The 18,302-nt window shown below is 62.8% G+C and carries 14 protein-coding genes; 5 read left to right on the top strand and 9 right to left on the bottom strand.

Features of this window, described 5'->3' with window-relative positions; all coding sequences use genetic code 11:
* Positions 1-26: 26 nt before the first annotated feature.
* The 4 genes from CFB81_RS04035 to gmd all read right to left on the bottom strand — a co-directional run bounded on the left by CFB81_RS04035 (position 27) and on the right by gmd (position 4,818).
* Entirely contained in the window at positions 27-1,118 is a 1,092-nt protein-coding gene (locus CFB81_RS04035) for an acyltransferase (RefSeq protein ID WP_089434639.1), read from the bottom strand.
* A gap of 346 nt (positions 1,119-1,464) precedes the next feature.
* Positions 1,465-2,850 (bottom strand): acyltransferase, encoded by a 1,386-nt coding sequence (locus CFB81_RS04040; protein ID WP_089434640.1) that lies wholly within the window; start codon positions 2,848-2,850, stop codon positions 1,465-1,467.
* A 30-nt stretch (positions 2,851-2,880) separates the two neighbouring features.
* On the bottom strand, positions 2,881-3,777 hold the full coding sequence (locus tag CFB81_RS04045) for an NAD-dependent epimerase/dehydratase family protein (RefSeq protein WP_089434641.1): 897 nt from the start codon (positions 3,775-3,777) through the stop codon (positions 2,881-2,883).
* Positions 3,778-3,783: 6 nt separating this feature from the next.
* Positions 3,784-4,818 carry a GDP-mannose 4,6-dehydratase gene (gene gmd / locus CFB81_RS04050; protein WP_089434642.1) on the bottom strand — a complete coding sequence of 345 codons (1,035 nt, stop codon included), beginning with the start codon at positions 4,816-4,818 and terminating at the stop codon, positions 3,784-3,786.
* A 312-nt stretch (positions 4,819-5,130) separates the two neighbouring features.
* Here gmd and CFB81_RS04055 point away from each other — a divergent pair, with 312 nt between their 5' ends.
* The 5 genes from CFB81_RS04055 (at position 5,131) to CFB81_RS04075 (ending at position 12,570) form a co-directional block, all read left to right on the top strand.
* Positions 5,131-5,976, top strand: coding sequence for a glycosyltransferase family 2 protein (locus CFB81_RS04055; RefSeq protein WP_089434643.1), 846 nt, complete (start codon positions 5,131-5,133; stop codon positions 5,974-5,976).
* Positions 5,973-6,938, top strand: a complete 966-nt coding sequence (locus CFB81_RS04060; RefSeq protein WP_089435323.1) for an SDR family oxidoreductase — start codon at positions 5,973-5,975, stop codon at positions 6,936-6,938. Before CFB81_RS04055 ends, CFB81_RS04060 begins: the two co-directional genes overlap by 4 nt.
* 5 nt (positions 6,939-6,943) lie before the next feature.
* On the top strand, positions 6,944-7,960 hold the full coding sequence (locus CFB81_RS04065) for a glycosyltransferase family 4 protein (RefSeq protein WP_249190264.1): 1,017 nt from the start codon (positions 6,944-6,946) through the stop codon (positions 7,958-7,960).
* Positions 7,961-7,972: 12 nt separating this feature from the next.
* Positions 7,973-9,853, top strand: a complete 1,881-nt coding sequence (locus CFB81_RS04070) for a nucleoside-diphosphate sugar epimerase/dehydratase (RefSeq protein ID WP_089434645.1) — start codon at positions 7,973-7,975, stop codon at positions 9,851-9,853.
* Between the two features lie 392 nt (positions 9,854-10,245).
* Entirely contained in the window at positions 10,246-12,570 is a 2,325-nt protein-coding gene (locus tag CFB81_RS04075) for a protease pro-enzyme activation domain-containing protein (protein ID WP_089434646.1), read from the top strand.
* A gap of 91 nt (positions 12,571-12,661) precedes the next feature.
* On the opposite strand, the gene CFB81_RS04080 is transcribed toward CFB81_RS04075, so the two are convergent.
* From CFB81_RS04080 to CFB81_RS04100, 5 genes are read right to left on the bottom strand one after another with little or no spacing between them, the layout of a single operon-like run.
* Positions 12,662-13,768, bottom strand: a complete 1,107-nt coding sequence (locus tag CFB81_RS04080; RefSeq protein WP_089434647.1) for a glycosyltransferase — start codon at positions 13,766-13,768, stop codon at positions 12,662-12,664.
* A 27-nt stretch (positions 13,769-13,795) separates the two neighbouring features.
* Complete coding sequence (galE, locus tag CFB81_RS04085; RefSeq protein WP_027783730.1) at positions 13,796-14,818, bottom strand: UDP-glucose 4-epimerase GalE; 1,023 nt, start codon at positions 14,816-14,818, stop codon at positions 13,796-13,798.
* 15 nt (positions 14,819-14,833) lie between these two features.
* Positions 14,834-15,970, bottom strand: a complete 1,137-nt coding sequence (locus CFB81_RS04090) for a glycosyltransferase family 4 protein (RefSeq protein WP_089434648.1) — start codon at positions 15,968-15,970, stop codon at positions 14,834-14,836.
* 51 nt (positions 15,971-16,021) lie between these two features.
* A complete protein-coding gene (locus CFB81_RS04095) occupies positions 16,022-16,846 on the bottom strand; it encodes a glycosyltransferase (protein WP_089434649.1) in 825 nt (274 codons plus the stop codon).
* Entirely contained in the window at positions 16,843-18,099 is a 1,257-nt protein-coding gene (locus CFB81_RS04100; protein ID WP_089434650.1) for a lipopolysaccharide biosynthesis protein, read from the bottom strand. Before CFB81_RS04100 ends, CFB81_RS04095 begins: the two co-directional genes overlap by 4 nt.
* Positions 18,100-18,302 lie beyond the last annotated feature (203 nt).

Here is an 18,302-nt window from a genome sequence, read left to right on the forward strand (position 1 = left end):
TTGCCGCCACCTACCGGCAGTTCATGCTAACTCCGTGCGTCAAGGTAAGGGCGCTGGTTGCTTTCGGCACACATCCGCGAGAGCGCTACCGACGGCCTGTCGACGAGCTTCTCAACCAGCGTGGCGAGAAGCAGTGGGGCAGTAAAGCCAAGGATGAGCGACGCGCCGGAGGCAAACAGATAGCCTTTGCTTTGCAGCCTCGCGAACAACCAGCAGCCCAGTGTCATCAGAACCGGAAAGTGTATGAGATAAAGACTGAAGGAGATTTTGCCGAGCCATTGGACCGCTCGGCCAGATCCCAGACATCTCAGCCTCGCACTCAAAAGAAACCCGGTAAACAGGCAAAGCGCGCTGATTTGCCATTGGAACTGAAATGCATCGAAGGCATGCATGACCGGAAGCTTCCGAGACAGTTCAAACACGTCGGCAATGACTCTCTGGTTGGACGACACGCTCAGCCAGATGCCGGTCACCAGTAGCGCGATCCCGGCCGTTTCAGCCAAAGGCCTGTGTACCGAAAACAGGCGATCGTGAACCAGATAAAGAACAAATCCGAGCACGAACAGGCACAGGAAACTGGTTCCCGTGACCGCGATCGCTGTCAGGATCGTTGCTATCGCCGCCCACCTCGCGAAACGCTTGTAGAGCGCGGATAACCCGATGAGTGCGATCGACCCCCAGAATTCATAGTGTACGGTCCACAGGGGCGGGTCAATGGCTTGCGAGATCTGAATGACCGGACTCAGAACACCCGCATTCTCGAACAGCGAGTTGGGACCATATCCCAGCAGCAACGAATGGAGGAGAGCATCGCTGCAGACGAGACGAGTATTCAGGGGCGTCTGATAGAGCCCGGCCAACCATGTCGACTGACTCACCGTCCATGCTTCGGTCCGTGCCAGTGGTGCCAGACGCAAGAGGGCAAATCCGAGTATGACCGCAGTGAAGACGGGAAGAAAGAGACGTACGAACCGCTTGCAATCTCTGCGGGAACCGAGGCCTGCGATCGAATAAAGGCAGATCCGAGCACGAATCCGCTCATCACAAAGAAAACGTAGACGGCTGTGTAGCCCTGCGCGAGCAGAAACATCGGCGAAACGCTTGCGGACTGCTCCCAATCAAAGTGGACAGGAGATCCGGCTCGTACGAGCGCAGGAAGAAACGCGGCGCCGTAGTGCAGTACAACGACCTGTGACGCTGCAATGCCTCGCAGGCCATTTACAAATGAAAAGAGCTGCTGCCGCGCTCGAGCGCCATTGACTTCGTCGCCTTTCGTTTTTTGGGAGCGAGTGCGGATTCGCTACGTCCTTGCAAACGGCTCGGAACCACAAACGGCGGCACGGAGATGGTGCTGGATTCGTGTGCTCGTTGCCGTCGCGCCTCCCCGGTGCCCGGAAGGAGTGCCCTCGGAGTTACCGCATTACGCTTATTAGCGGATAGATTCAGCGCGTTCCGCGGCTAGGGTTATCGCAAATTATTCGTCGCCTTGATGGTATTTCCGAACAAAGCTCCGCAAATCTTGTCCGAGACCACCTTGCCGAGAGTTATGCTTGTCGTCTCGACATATTTGTACATTAGTGCGGCAATCGGGATGGTGAGCATGGGAGTCAGGATTCCAATGACAACACCGGAGGCAAGATAGTGCTCCCTGAAGCCGTTTCCGGTCAGGCGGTCGGCCCAATGCTCCAGCAACTCGAGAGCGAGCGGGTGCAGTAGGTAGAGACTGAACGAAATATGTCCTAGGAATTGGGATATTGGCAGATTGAAGAATCGCTTTGGCCAGGTATCCTTGTCTTCAGAGATCATTGCGATAAGCAGGAATGCAGCAAGTCCTTGAAAGACGACGACATTGGGCGAATCGTATTGAGTAAACAGGACGCCGTAGATCATCAGCAGCATGACGACTGAGGCACTTACGCCTGGTACATCCTTGGCGAGTTGCTTTCCAAAATTGGTGCAAGTGAGAAAGCCCAGCGCGAAGAGAAACGCATATGTCGAAAAATATGGCAGGAATCCGAGAATCGGACTGTCTTTGAATAGCAGGAGCAGAGCAAGCAGAATGAAGAGCGCCTGAGCCCCATATTTTTTGTAAGACCATGCGGCCATCAAGATCAACGGGGCTGCCAGCAACTCGACAACCAATGTCCAAGCGACGCCGTACATCGTGATCTTGGTCAATGTCGCATTGACCAGGACGAGGTGTAGGTCGGGCACCGCTCCCCATCCAGCGAATTTACGCATGACGAAGAACATGAGCACGTAGGCAGCGAGCGCTACCCAAAGCGGGGGATAGATGCGAAGGATTCGCTTGATCGTAAAATCGATTGAGCTCTCCGGCATACTTTTCCGAGATCGCATGAGCGACTCAAGCAATACCTTCCCGCTTAAGACAAAGAAGATGACGACCGCGAGGCTTCCGTTGAAAGTCGCGACGAGCAACTTGGTGGCGACGGCATACGAGGAGGTTTGGGCCTGCATGGGCAGCATCAGTGCTTCATGAGCAGCTTTCGACGGAATATTGATGCCGTGATAAATCGCCACCGACAACGCTGCCCAGCCTCGAAGACCATCAAGTTGTGTGTTTCTCATGTCGATCCTGCGGAATGCTTGGAGTTTTCCCGGGGCGGCGCATGTGTCGTCGCGACCGCGGTCACCGAGATGCGCGGTCTGGGGGATTATGTCGTGCCTCTCACGATAGACGAACGCGCCGGCCGCGATGAACATTCGCCAAATCGCCGTGGATGCGCGATACCCGCCCGATTTGATGTTCATCGATGCCCGCGCTTCAAGCGTCGCGGGCGCTGGTTCGCAGAGGTAGCGCGTCGCGACGAGGCCCGAGATGCTGCCCACGCACTTGTCGACGTCAGAGCCCTGACCGGATTATTCCGGTGAGTTTTCGAGCATCCATGCGAGCGTGGCCTTCAATGGAATGGACTGGACGCTTCCGATCGCTTGCTCGAGTTGCGCGCAATTTCCGATCAGCTTGAAAACCTCGTTTTCCCGCACGAACTGCGGGTTGATGCATATTTCCGGTGCCTGCCCAGTCAACTCCTGCATGATGGACAGAACATCATGAAGTGAATGTCCTGTGCCGGAGCAAACGTTGAAAGTGCGGCCGGCAAAATCACCTTCAATCAGCCGGCGGTAGGCGGAAGCCACGGAGCGAACGTCCGAGAAATCGCGCACGACGTGCAGATTGCCCAACTCGATTCGGGGCGTCTTGTCTCGGAAGTGACGAACGATCTTCGGCAGCACGAATCTGTCGTCCTGCCCCGCACCCGTGTAATTGAATGGTCTTGCAACGACGATCGGAAGCTTTCCCGCCCACATCCGCGCAACCAGCTCCATTGCGTACTTACTAATCGCATAATCGTTTACCGGCGCGGGCGGGACGCTTTCATCGATTATTTCCCGTTCGCTATTGCCATAGACGTTTGCACTACTCGCGAGCAATATCGACCGGGGGCGGCATCCGGCGCGTTCGAGTGCGTCGAGCACGTTGCGGGTACCGACGACGTTGGTCTGATAGATCCCGCCAACGTCGCCATGTTGCACGAATGCGATCGCGGCAAGATGCACGACCGCGTCGGGTTTTTCAGCAGATAACGTATGGGTAAGGCCTTCGCGGTCGAGCAGATCACAGACGTGCGCTCGCCATGGAATATCTGCTTTCTTCGAGCGAACGACACCACACACGTCGTGACCGAATCGGGTCAACTCTTCCGCGAGATAGCGGCCGGTAAACCCATCCAGCCCCGTTACGAAGACCTTTGCCATGCTTTTTTAAAAGGAGAACCCGGCTTCGTTCCGGCGAATATCCGCCTCGACCATCATCTGGCAAAGTTGTTCAAGCGTTGTTTTCGGCTCCCAGCCGAGTTCTTTGCGCGCCTTGGCCGGATCGCCGATCAGCAAATCGACTTCGGCGGGTCGGTAAAACTTCGGGCTGATCCTGACGATCGTCTTGCCCGAGCGCGCATCGACGCCAGCCTCCTGTTCGCCGCTACCTTGCCAGGCGAGCTCGAAGCCTGCCGCTTGGGCAGCCATGGACACGAAGTCGCGAACGGTTTCGGTGCGATTGGTCGCGAGCACGTACGTATCGGGGCGCTCGGCCTGAAGCATGCGCCACATACCTTCGACATATTCCTTCGCGAAACCCCAATCGCGCTTGGCGTCGAGGTTGCCGAGTTCCAGCACGTCAAGTTTGCCGAGGCGAATCTTCGCGAGGCTGTCCGTGATCTTGCGCGTGACGAATTCCTGCCCGCGCAGAGGCGATTCGTGATTGAACAGGATCCCGCTGGCACCGAAGATGTTGTAGCTCTCGCGGTAATTGACCGTGAGCCAGTGCGCATAAAGCTTGGCGACGCCGTACGGGCTGCGGGGATAGAACGGGGTGGTTTCCGTCTGGGGGACGGCCTGGACCTTACCGAACATCTCGGACGTGCTGGCCTGGTAGAAGCGAATCGCAGGATTGACGATTCGAATGGCTTCGAGCAGGTTCAGCGCACCCAGACCGGTGATCTGTGCAGTGGTCGTGGGTTGGTCGAACGAGACGCCGACGAAACTTTGCGCCGCGAGGTTATAGACTTCCGTCGCTTGCGTGGTTTGAAGCAGGCGGATGCTGGATCCAAGATCAGTCAAATCGTATTCGACGAGGTGAAGCTGGGGGTGATCGGCAACGCCGATTTCCTCGATTCGCCAGGTGTTCACCGAGCTCGTACGGCGATAAGTGCCATACACGGTATAGCCTTTCTCAAGGAGAAGCTGTGCGAGGTAAGCTCCATCCTGACCTGTAATGCCGGTGATAATTGCAACAGTCATTTGATATTCGGTTGGTTCGTGTATTAAGGTTTCGGTACACCGCTACATACTGGAGCGCGTACCTGCTTCAGGAACGCGTCGAGTCGGCCGTAGCGGCCGGCGCTCGCCTGCGTCAGGACAGCGAAGTCTGGCTGGCAGCAACGGACGGATTCTATCACCCAAGAAGCGCTGTTCCGCAGTGATGGGGCCGCGAAGGTTACAATTGGCGAGCCTGCGTGATCCGGAGCCGGAACCCGGGTCGCATCTGTCTGCAACGAATCCCGGTACTTTTAACGTTGGCCAATCCAACGCCAGCGCGCAATCGAAGCCCGCATGAATCCTACAAGCGCGTCGCCTCCGTCCAATTGCGGACTCTCGGTCTCCATCGTCGTTTATCAACCCGATATCGCCCGGCTCGAGCAGACGCTCGTGAGCCTGGCCGCCGCGTGTGAGCGCATGCGTGCCATCTCGGCAGAGCATTCGGTCGAATTGTTCCTGGTCGATAATGGTGGCCTCGGCGACGTGCGCGTGATGACTGATCGGCTACGTGAGCATGGCATCGATTGCCGGTTGCTGACGGGGCACGGCAACGTAGGTTACGGTCGCGGTCACAATCTCGCCATCAGGCAAACTACCGGTCGCTTTCATCTGATATTGAACCCGGACATCGATCTGGACCTACATGCGCTCGCACGCGGCTGCGAGTTCTTCGACACGAACCCCGACACCGGTTTGGTCGCGCCATGGATCGGCCACGACGTGGGCGATCAGCAGTATCTGTGTCGCCGCTATCCAACGGTGCTCGACCTGCTTGTCCGCGGCTTCCTGCCCGTACGTATGCGCCGGTGGTTTGCTGGTCGTCTCGCTCACTACGAAATGCGCGACCTGATCAACGATCACGACATCGTCTGGGACCCGCCGATCATCAGCGGCTGCTTCATGCTGTTCCGCACCGACGTCCTGAAGAGGCTCGGCGGCTTCGACCCGCGCTACTTTCTCTACTTCGAGGACTACGACCTCAGCCTCCGCACCCATGACGTCGCGCGCGTCGCGTACGTCCCCTCGGTCCGCGTGATCCACCACGGCGGCGGTGCGTCCCGCAAGGGCTTCGCACACATCCGCATGTTCGCCGCGTCAGCCTTCAAGTTCTACAACCGCTTTGGCTGGAGGCTGTGGTGAGCCACCTCATCGTCACCGGCGCAAACGGCTTCGTCGGTCGCGCGGTCTGCCGCCGCGCGCTGGACGCCGGGCATACCGTGACCGCCCTGGTGAGACGCCCGGGCGGATCCATTGAAGGCGTGCGTGAATGGGTGCACGACGCCACCGATTTCGACGGCCTCGACGAAGGATGGCCAACGGATCTTGTCGCCGATTGCGTGATCCACCTCGCCGCACGCGTACACGTGATGCGCGACGAGTCGCCCGATCCCGACGCTGCGTTCGATGCCACCAATGTCGCCGGTACCTTACGTCTCGCCAAAGCCGCGCGCCAGCATGGCGTGCGCCGCATCGTCTACGCGAGCAGCATCAAGGCGGTCGGCGAGGGTGACGGCGGGGTGCCGCTATCGGAAGTGGTGAAACCCAACCCGCACGACGCCTACGGTCGCTCGAAGCTGCGCGCGGAGCGCGAACTCGCGCAATTCGGTGCGTCGAACGGGCTCGACGTCGTGGTCGTTCGGCCACCGCTCGTCTACGGTCCGACAGTCCGCGCGAACTTCCTGCGCATGATGGACGCGGTAGCGCGCGGGATACCGCTGCCGCTCGGTTCCATCGCGGCACGTCGCAGCATCATCTATATCGACAATCTCGCCGACGCGCTGCTGCAATGCGCGATCGATCCGCGTGCCGCCGGAGAATGTTTCCACGTCGCCGACGACGATGCGCCGTCGGTCACGGGCCTGTTACATCTGGTCGGCGATGCGCTCGGCAAGCCGGCCCGCCTGATCGCTGTCCCGTCCGCCGTGCTGCGTGCGCTCGGGACGCTGACCGGCCGCCGCGCGGCGATCGACCGTCTGACCGGCAGCCTCCAGCTCGATACGGGCCGGATCACGCGCGTGCTCGGCTGGCATCCGCCGTATACGACAAGACAGGGCCTCGAAGCGACCGCCGCATGGTATCGTTCGCGCGATACACAACAATAGCTGACATGCATTTCCCGATATCTACCTGGCCCGAAGCGGCTGCGGTGGCGCTGGCCGCTGCCATCGGGTCGACGGCCATCCTGCGCATGCTGCTCGCGACCGGCCTTGCGTGGCGCCTTGCCACCGATATTCCGAACGACCGTTCGCTCCACACGCTGCCGACGCCGCGCGTCGGCGGGTGGGGCATCGTACCGGTCTGCGTCGTCGCCCTGCTCGTGCTGGCGCCGCATTTGTGGCTGATCGCCATCGGTGCCGCCGGGCTTGCCGCGATGTCCCAGATCGACGACCGGCGCGGCCTGCCTGCGCGCGTGCGATTCTCGGCCCACCTCGCGGCGGTCGTCGCGCTGATCGTCGCGTTTCCGGCCGACGCACCGTGGTGGCTGCTGGTCGGCATCGGCTTCGTGATGGTCTGGCTGACGAACCTGTACAACTTCATGGACGGCGCCGATGGCCTCGCGGGCGGCATGGCGCTGTTAGGCTTCGGCGCTTACGCGGTTGCGGCGCTGACCGCCCCGACGCCGTCGCCGGATCTGATCGTCGCTGGGTCGGCCGTCGCCGGCGCCGCGCTTGGCTTCCTGCTGCTGAATTTCCACCCGGCGCGGCTGTTCCTGGGCGATGCCGGTTCGATTCCGCTCGGATTCCTGGCCGGCGCCCTCGGCTACTGGGGCTGGCGCGGCGGCGTGTGGCCGCTCTGGTTTCCGGCGCTGGTGTTCGCGCCCTTTATTGCCGACGCATCTGTAACACTTTTGAGACGTCTGTTACGTGGCGAAAAGTTCTGGCAGGCGCACCGGGAGCACTATTATCAGAGGATGGTCCGGGCGGGCGTAGGTCACCGCCGGACTGCTCTTTATTGGTACCTCATCATGCTCGCAGGCATAATCGTCGCCATGTGGGCAACGGGCCGCCCGGAACTGCAGCAGTGGCTGTCGTTCTTCGCGTGGTACGGCGTCCTGGCATGGTTCGGATGGGTGATCGACATGCGTTGGCGCCGGTTTCAGTCCGCCGCCGAAAATAACTCTTGAGGTTTCCTGCCGATGTTGCGATCCAAAGCATCATGGCTTTCGTTGAGCGCTTTCCTGTTTGACCTGACGGCGGTCACCGCCGCGTGGTTGTTCGCCTATCTCGTCCGATTCAACGGCAGCGTTCCGTCCGACTTCATGGGTGGCGCGCTGACGGCGCTCGTCTGGGTGCTGCCGGTCTACGCGCTGATGTTCCTCGTCTTTGGCCTCTATCGCGGCCTTTGGGTATTCGCGAGCCTTCCCGACCTGGTTCGAATCTCGAAAGCGGTGATCGGCGGCGGCGTGATCGTGATGATCGGCGCCGTGATGTTCCAGCCGCAGCCGATCATTCCACGTTCGGTACTGCTCGTGTCGCCGCTGATGCTGTTCCTTGCAATGGGCGGCGCCCGGGCGCTGTACCGCGCGACGAAGGAGTACTACCTGTATGGCGGGCTCGTCGGCAAGGGCAAGCCGGTGTTGGTGCTTGGCGCCGGCACGGCCGGCGCGAGCCTTGCGCGCGAGCTATCGCGTTCCGGCGAATGGCGCCTGGTGGGCCTGCTCGACGACGACGTCACGAAGCAGGGCCGCGAAATCTACGGCTACAAGGTACTCGGCTCGTTCAACGACCTGAAGCATTGGACCGACGCGCTGAAGGTGGAATACGCGATCATCGCGATTCCGTCGGCCTCGGTCGAAACACAGCGCCGCGTCGCGACGCTATGCGTGCGCGCCGGCATCAAGGCGATGGTGCTGCCGTCGCTGACTGCGTTGATGCCAGGGCAAGGGTTCCTGTCGCAAGTCCGGAACATCGATCTCGAGGATTTGCTCGGCCGCGACGCGGTGACGATCGACACGCCGCACGTTGAGGCGCTGCTGCGCGGCCGCGTCGTGATGGTGACGGGCGCGGGCGGCTCGATCGGCTCCGAGCTGTGCCGGCAGATACTGCGCTTCGCACCGGCGCAACTGGTCGCGTTCGATCTGTCCGAATACGCGATGTATCGGCTGACCGAGGAATTGCGCGAGCGTTTTCCGGATCTGCCCGTGGTGCCGATCATTGGCGACGCGAAGGATTCGCTGCTGCTCGACCAGGTGATGTCGCGCCACGCACCGCACATCGTGTTCCACGCGGCTGCCTACAAGCACGTGCCGCTGATGGAAGAGCACAACGCATGGCAGGCGCTGCGTAACAACGTGCTCGGCACCTATCGCGTGGCCCGCGCGGCGATCCGCCACGACGTACGTCACTTCGTGTTGATCTCCACCGACAAGGCCGTCAATCCGACCAACGTGATGGGCGCTAGCAAGCGGCTCGCCGAGATGGCGTGCCAGGCGTTGCAGCAGACGAGCGACAGCACGCAGTTCGAGACGGTGCGGTTCGGCAATGTGCTCGGTAGTGCCGGCAGCGTGATTCCGAAGTTTCAGCAACAGATCGCGAAGGGCGGTCCGGTAACTGTCACGCATCCCGAGATCACGCGCTTCTTCATGACGATTCCGGAAGCGTCGCAACTCGTGCTGCAGGCGTCGAGCATGGGACGCGGCGGAGAGATCTTCATCCTCGACATGGGCGAGCCGGTCAAGATCGTCGATCTCGCGCGTGACCTGATTCGTCTGTACGGCTTGTCTGAAGGTCAGATCCGAATCGAATTCACGGGGCTGCGGCCCGGCGAGAAGCTCTACGAGGAACTGCTCGCGGACGATGAGACCACCACACGCACGCCGCATCCGAAGCTGCGAATCGCGCGTGCGCGGGAAGTGCCGGACCATCTGCTCGATGAGCTATTGCCTTGGCTGATGCAGCACCGCGTGCTCAGCGACGACGAAGTGCGGCGCGATCTGCGGCGTTGGGTGCCGGAATATCAGACGACGATGACCCCGGTGCTTCAGAGCGTGCCAAGAAGGGCGATTGCCACCGAGTGATCGCGCCGTAATCGGTCGCGGTGAAATAACATGCGATCGCGGAATCGATGCCGTTCAGTAGCGAACTGAACGGCATTTTTATTGGTGGGTTCGCCGCAAGCACAGCCGGCTTGGCGCAGGACGCGTTGCGGAGGCGATGCTTGCGGTCGTGCAACATCCGAGGCTCGTGCGACGTCTATCGGAGCGTGACCGCAGGGCAAATTGTGCTGCCCGCACTTCTGGTTCGATACATCGGAGTATTTGACTACCAACCGATTCCTTCCTATGTTTTCCTCAAGGTAGCCGTGTGATTGCCGTAAAGAAAAAAGGCGAACAGCCAAATACGAGGCTCTACGGTCCATACCAATTCGATGAAAACGGAACAACTTGTCAGGGGAATAGGCGCGGCACTCATGGTGCTCGCGCTTGCAGGCTGCGGCGGCGACGACGCTGGTCCGACTGCGAATACCGCGCAGGCGGTCAAACTATCGGCGCTGCGCGCCACGGGCAACTTGGTGAGCGCTGCGCCGATGAGCGCAACGGCGCCGGTCCATGTTGTGCTGGTGCTCAAGCTGAATGACGAAGCCGGGTTGAACCGCTTTCTGCAGCAAGCGCGAACCGCGGGAAGCGCGAATTTCGGGGCCGTGCTGACCTCTGCGCAGATCGCCGCACGATACGCCCCCACCGCGGGCCAGGTCGCCGCCGTGAAGACTTACTTGGCAAGTAAGGGCTTCACGAACATCAGCGTGGCCGGCAACAACATGATCGTCGAAGCCGATGCCCCGGCCGGCGTGATATCGGGTGTGTTCCAGACGACTCTTGTACCGGTTGCGATGGCGGACGGCACCAGCACGCATATCAATACCGCCCCGGAGACGTTGCCCGATGCGCTCGGCGGTGTCGTTCAAGGGGTTCTCGGGCTCGATACCGCGACTCGCCTGCGCCCGAATTTCGTACGCGCGTCCAATGCCGTCGCTGTGCCGACTGCGAACGCATCGCCGACGACTTCCGCCGTCACGGTGGGTCACAATCCGACGGATTTTCCCCGCATCTATTCCGTCGGCAGCGCCCCGGCGGCGGTGAACACCACTGTCGGCATCATTGCCGAAGGAGACGTGACGCAGTCCGTCATCGACTTGGCGACGTTCGAAAGCAATAACCATCTGCCCGCCGTACCCGTTTCCGTGATTCATGCCGGGCTGTCGAGCGGGGACACGAGCGCAACCACGGAATGGTCGCTCGATAGTCAGACCATCGTCGGGATGTCCGGCGGCCTCAAGCAACTGAATTTCTACGTTGCGCGGTCGTTTGCCTGGAGCGATATGGCGCTTGCGATCAATCGCGCCGTGACCGACAACACCGCCCGGGTCATCAACATGTCGATCGGCGGCTGCGAGAACTGGGCGCCGACGGCGGTCATCGACACGCTGTTCCAGCTCGCCGTCGCGCAGGGGCAGACTTTTTCGGTCAGTTCCGGCGATTCAGGCAGCGTGGCGTACGGCTGCAGTGGCACATCGGTGCAATATCCCGCAACATCACCGTACGTGGTGGCCGTTGGCGGCACGACGCTCTATACGAACGGGAACGGCAGCTACGCAGGCGAGACGGCCTGGGACTCGAGTGGGGGCGGCATTAGTGGCATCGAGCCGATTCCGTCGTGGCAGTCGAATGTTCCGGCGCTCAAGGGGCGCGCGTTTCGGGGCATGCCGGACATCGCGTTCGACGCCGATCCGAACAGCGGCGAAGCAGTTATCGCGGGCGGACAAGTCGTGATAATGGGGGGGACCAGCCTGTCCGCGCCGCTGTTTGCTGCGACCTGGGCGCGCATGCTGTCCGGGGCCTGCACGACGAATCTCGGTTTTGCGGCGCCCATGCTGTACAGCGCCCAGGCCAAGACGCCATCGATCTTTCGCGATATCACTTACGGGTCGAACGGCGCATACAGTGCTGGTTCGGGATGGGATTTCGTGACCGGCTGGGGCACGCCGAACGTCAGCGCGATGTATTCCGCGATATGTGTTCCGACGGCGGCGATTTACGGCGGTGTGATCAACCAAGGTACGACGCTCAGGCCGGGGCAAATCGTGTATTCGGGGTCCGGAAGCCATCAGCTGGCGATGCAGAATGACGGCAACCTCGTGCTTTACAACACGACCAATGGTGCTGCGGTGTGGAATTCAGGCACTTACGGAAATCCCGGAGCGTATGCCGTCTTCCAGGGCGATGGCAACTTCGTGGTGTACGGCGCGAGCGGCAACGCGCTGTGGAACTCGGCGACCAGCAGCACGTCCTACAGCCAGTTTCTTGCCGTGCAGGACGACGGCAACCTGGTGATCTACCGATCGTTCGTCCCGGTATTCGCCACATCGACTGCTTCCAGTGCATATGCGAACTCCACGACCGGCCCGGGCGTCTGGAAGGGCGGCGTTGCTCTCGGCAGTGGCCAGAGTTTCACTTCAGGCAATGGCGCGAACGTGCTGGTCATGCAGGGCGACGGAAATCTCGTGCTGCTTCGTCAGGGCGTTGCGCAGTGGAATTCGGGTACTTATAGTCATCCGGGTGCATTCGCGGCGATGCAAGCGGATGGCAATCTGGTCGTCTACAGCTCGACGGGAGTCCCGCTCTGGTATTCCGGCACGAGCGGCAATTCAGGCGCGGCGACTTATGTTCAGGACGACGGTAACGTCGTGATCTATGCGCCACTGCCGCGCTGGAGCACGAATACAGCGGGGGCCTAGCAGTTTCACTCGTCGCTTCGCGGCTGAATCGTACGGCCCCCGTCACCGGCGGCGGGCCGTGCGAGCCGGACAACACGCTGGCCGCGGCTCCTCAGTGCCCCCGCTTCTCCCTCCTCACCACCATCCACCGCGGCGCCCTGAACCTGACGATGCTGAGATAAAGCCACACATACGTGAGCGCGAACACCACAACAAACACGAACAAATGCACCGTATGCCGCCAGAACAGCGTCGCCGGAATCACCGCGACGAGGCACAGCAGCCACAGATAAGGTGAAGTCAACGAATTCCGCCGCGTCAGATCATGCGCGTGCTTCGTCCCCACGGCCCACCGCATCAGCCGCTTGTACACGAGCATATGCAGATGCACGCCGTCCGGAATCCCCGGCGACATCCCGCGGATGAACTTCTTCCGGTAGATCGAGAAGCACGTCTCGAAGATCGGATACATGAACAGCAGCACCGGGTACCACGCGGACACCTCGCGATTGCGCATCACGAGCATGATCGCGAGCTCCGCGAGCATGAAGCCGATGAAATACGCGCCGCCGTCGCCAAGAAAGATCAGCCCCGCCGGGAAATTCCACAGAAAGAAGCCGAGCACCGCCCCCATCATGATGATCGACGCGGACATCACGACCGGGTCGTTCACATGGAACGCGACATACGCGAGCGACGCGAACATCATGAAGCTGACCATCGATGCGAGCCCGTTGAAGCCGTCGATGATGTTGATCGCGTTCGCGAGCGCCGCGACCGCGAGCACGGTGATGAACGCCGAGATGGCCACGTAGCCGAGCAGGAAGTCGAGCGGCGGCACGCTGATGCGCTTGACCGCGATGCCCAGCAGCCAGAACGCCAGCGCGGCCGCGCCCATCGTGCACAGCAGCCGTGCGCGCGGCGATACGCGCTTGGTCAGGTCCTCGACGAGGCCCGACAGGAACGCCGGCATCCCGCAGGCGACGATCCCGAGAATGCTGCCGGCGATCGTCGGATAGCGCCGCGACACGAGCAGCGCGGCCACGACGACCCCGGCGAGGATCCCGATGCCCCCGACGCGCGGCACGGGCCGCACGTGGAATTTCTGCACGCCGGCCAGGTCGCTGTCGATCGAGAATTTCTCGTGAAGGTGCGCGTAGCGCACGATGAACAGCGTGACGAGCAAGGAGACGATGAAGCCGGACGCGAAGCTGAGCATGGGATCGCTCGAAAAATGGACAGCGGATTATACAAAACCGCGCGGGTTCCCCTCCTGCCATCGCCAGTGGTCGGCGCACATTTCCTCGATGCCGAGCGTCGCACGCCAGCCGATGATGTCGGCCGCGGCCTGCGGGTTCGCATAGCACTCGGCGATATCGCCCGGGCGGCGCGCGACGAGTTCGTACGGCACCGGCCGGCCCGACGCCTTCTCGAACGCGCGCACGACTTCCAGCACGCTGTAGCCCTGACCGGTGCCGAGGTTCACGACGAAGCTCGCGTCGCGCTTCGCCAGTGCGTCGAGCGCGGCGATGTGCCCCTTCGCGAGATCGACGACGTGGATGTAGTCGCGCACGCCAGTGCCGTCCGGCGTCGGATAATCCGAACCGAACACCCGCAGCTTTTCCAGCTTGCCGACCGCGACCTGCGCGACGTACGGCATCAGGTTGTTCGGGATGCCGGCCGGATCCTCGCCGATCAGCCCGCTCGCGTGCGCGCCGACCGGGTTGAAGTAGCGCAGCGTCGCGATGCGCCACGACGGGTCCGAGACTTCGAGATCGCGCAGGATCTGCTCGGCGATCAGCTTCGACTGGCCGTACGGGTTCGTCGCGGACAGCGGGAACGATTCGTCGATCGGCGAGCGTTCGGGCACGCCGTATACGGTCGCGGACGAACTGAACACGAATTGCCTGACGTTGCGCTCGCGCATGACCTTGAGCACGGCGAGCAGGCCGCCGATGTTGTTCTGGTAGTACTCGAGCGGCTTGGCGACCGATTCGCCGACGGCCTTGAGCGCCGCGAAGTGAATCGTGCCGGTGATCGGGTGCGCGTCGAACACCTTCGCGAGCGCGGCTTCGTCGCACACGTCGACCTGGTGGAACGCGGGCGTCTTGCCCGTGATCCGCTCGATGCGGCGCACCGATTCGGCCTTGCTGTTCACGAGGTTGTCGACGATCACGACGTCGTAGCCGTTGTCGAGCAGCTCGACGGCCGTGTGCGAGCCGATATAGCCCGCGCCGCCGGTAACGAGGATGGTGCCTTTAGCGGTCATTGCAGATGCGCTCCTTCAGAGTGTGAATCCCGTCAACGAATGGATGGTCTCCCTGTAGCGTTCGACGACCTGCTGTTCGTCGAATTCCGCCGCGACCTTGTGCCGGCCGCGTGCGCCCATCGCCGCACGGCCTTGCGGCCCGAGCGCGATCATGCGATTCAGTTGTTCGGCGAGGCTCGCGCTGTCCCGCACGCGGCACAGGAACCCCGTTTCGCCGTCGGTGACGACGTCGCGGCAGCCCGGCACGTCGGTCGCGACGATCGGGCGGCCCATCGCCGATGCTTCCATCAACGTGCGCGGCACGCCTTCGCGGTACGACGGCAGCACGACGCAGTCGGCCGCCGCGATGTGCGGGCGCACGTCGTGCGCTTCGCCGAGATACTCGACGATGCCTTCGCCGACCCACGCGTCGACGTCCGCGCGACCGATCGCGCTCGGATTGTCGACGCCGAGCGGCCCGAGCAGCTGGAAGCGCGCGCTCGGGAAGCGTTCGCGCACGAGCCGCGCGGCTTCCACGTATTCGCGCACGCCCTTGTCCCACAGCAGCCGGCCGATCAGGATGAAGACGGGCGCGTCGCCGCCCGGCAACGGCACGGGCGAGAACTGTTCGAGATCGACGCCTTCGCCGTGCAGCAGCCGCGCGCGCTCGGGATGCGCGAGCAAGCGCTCGTCGGTGAAGGTCGCGAGATCGTCGCGATTGAGGAACCACACCTCGCGCGGGAAGCGGAACGCGAACCGGTACAGGCGCTTCGCGACGCTCGCCGCACGGCTCTTCTGGATGAACACGTAGCCGAGGCCCGTCGTCACCGCGATCGACGGCACGCGCGCGAGCCATGCGGCGACGGACCCGTAGATGTTCGGCTTGATCGTGTAATGGAACACGAGATCGGGCCGCAGCGCGCGGTAGTGGCGCGCGAGCGCGGCGAGCGTGCCGAGATCCTCGCGCGGGCTCGTGCCTTTCGACGCGACGGCAAGCGCCACGTAACGGCAGCCCATCTGCTCGAGCAGCGGCACCGTGCGATCGTGCGGCGCGATCACGATGACCTCGGCGCCGCGCGCGACGAGCGCACGGATCAGCCCGTGGCGATACGTATGGATCGCCCAGGCCGTGTTGCAGACGAGCGCGATGCGCAGCGGGGAGGTGGCGGACATGAAAAAAAGAAAAAATAAAGCGTCGAAATTGCCGAACGGGCCGGATACGCGTCAGGCGGACGGCCGTGCGCCGAACAGCGTCTGCTTGATGCGCTGCAGCGTACGGTACGGCGTCACGAAATGCAGCAGGTTCTTGGCGAGGCCGGCCCAGTCGTACGGGTTCAGCACGTTGAAGTGGCGCAGCAGCAGCGTGAGCGTCGACACCAGCTGGCGCCGGCGCTTGGTCGCGCTGATCCCGCCCTCGTTAAGCTCGTAATACAGGCCGAGTTCCGGCAGGTTCGCGCAATCGTAGCGTTGCATTAACCGTAAAAAAAGATCGAGATCCTCGGCCGCGCGATACTTCGCCCGATAGTTGCCCACTTCGCGCACGGCGTCGATGCGCAACATGACCGACGGATGCACGAGCGGCGAGCGCAGGAAGCGCGTGCGGCGCAACGTGCGCGGGTCGGCGGGCGGCGTCAGCATGAAGCGCGGCTCGCCGGCGCGCGACACGACCTGCGTCCACATGCCGACGCAGGCCACGCGCGGGTGGGCGCCGAGATAGGCGCGCTGCTTCGCGAGGCGCCGCGGCGTGGCGAGATCGCCCGCATCGATACGGGCCGCATAGCGGAAGCCGCGCGCGGCGAGCGCGTCGATGCCGGCCGCCAGCGCGCGTTCGATGCCGCCGTTTTGCGGCATGCGCAGCACGTCGATCGCGAGGCCCGGCACGTCGGTCGCGACGATCGGCGGCGTGCTGCCGTCGTCGACGATCAGCACGTGCACGCGCGCATCCTCGCGAAACGACGCGAGGGTCCGGGCGACGTCGTCGTGCCCGTTGTAGGCCGGCATCAGCACGGCCACGTCGTCGAGCGGGAGCGGGCAATCAGGGGACGTCATGTTCGCAGCTTGAAACGGATGTAATAAAAGTTGACGGCGGCAGCAGCCAGGTAGCCGGCCGCCAGCCCGACGAGCGCGCCGTACAGGCCGAGCCGCGGGATCGCGAACAGGTTGACGAGCGCGGCGATCGCCAGCGCGAGCAGCCATTTCGTGAGCAACACGAATTTTGCTTGATATTTGAGAACGATAAGATTGCCTATCGCCTCGATGCCGGCCGGCACGGACAGCCAGACGGCCCAGCGGAAGATGTCGACGGACGCCTCGTAGCCGCGGCCGAACACCTTGCCGACGATCAGCGGGGCGGCCGCGTCGAGCACGAGCGCGCCCGCCGTCATCAGGCCCGCCGTCATCGCGATCAGCCGGACGATGTTGCGGCGCAGCCGCGCGACGTCTTGCACGCGGTACACGAACGCGGGCGCGATGGTCTGCGCGAGCATCAGCGCGAGCGTGATCCAGTTCTCGTTGAGCTGCTGCGCGGCCGAATAGCGGCCGAGATCGGCGAACGACACGTGGCGCTCGAGCATCAGGCGGTCGAGTTTCAGGAACAGGTACATGCAGATGAGGCCGAGCCAGAACACGGTGCCGGCCGTTGCAAAGTGCCGGAACAGCGGTGTGTCGAACGTCCAGCCGAGCGTGCCGCCGTTACGATGGCGGTAGTACAGCAGCAGCGCGAGGCCGATCGCGGCGGCTTCCAGCGCCCACAGCCACGCGAAGCGGGCGGGGCCGGCGGCCGCGCGCACCAAGAGCCACACGAGCAGCGCCTTCGCGAGCGCGGTGACCATGCTGGTGACGAGCTGCGGCTTGCTGTAGGTCATGCTCTGCAGCCACGCGTTGATCACGCCGACGAACGGCTCGCGAAACACCATCGTGACCGCGAGGCCCGCGAGCATCGCGCCGACCAGCGGGTCGAAGGCGCCCGCGGCGATCGCGATCCAGGTCGCGGCGAGCGCGGCGACCGACACGGCGATGCGCAGCACGAACGCGCTGCCGAGCACCGCGTCGAGCTGGGCGGGCGGGCGCTGGACGATGGTCGGGACGAGGATTTCCGCGCCGCACACCCAGGTGAGCGGCGCCAGTACCAGGAGAAGCGTATTCGCGTACTGCCATTTGCCGAACACATCTGGCCCGAAATAACGGGCCAGCAGGCCGCTGATCGCGATCGCGACGCCGATCTGCGTGAGCCGTTCGAGCCCCAGCCAGACGAGGTTCGCGACGGCCTTCGCGACGTCCGGGTTGCCGAAGCGCTTCAGCATGCGCGGCAGCGGCGGCGCGCGCGGGGGGCGGCCGGAAGCGGCGGGTGGGCGGCGGCGGGACGGCTAGGCATTAAAATGGGCGGTATGCGCGTCATCGAAACCCGCGATTATAAGTGGGATCGCGACCGCTCCAGCCGTTCCGTTCCTTGTTTTGCGGGGCCGCATGTATCATGCGCGGCACCGGCGAGAGGCGGCCAGCCAAG

Source organism: Burkholderia sp. AU28863, assembly GCF_002223195.1.
Lineage (GTDB): Bacteria > Pseudomonadota > Gammaproteobacteria > Burkholderiales > Burkholderiaceae > Burkholderia > Burkholderia sola.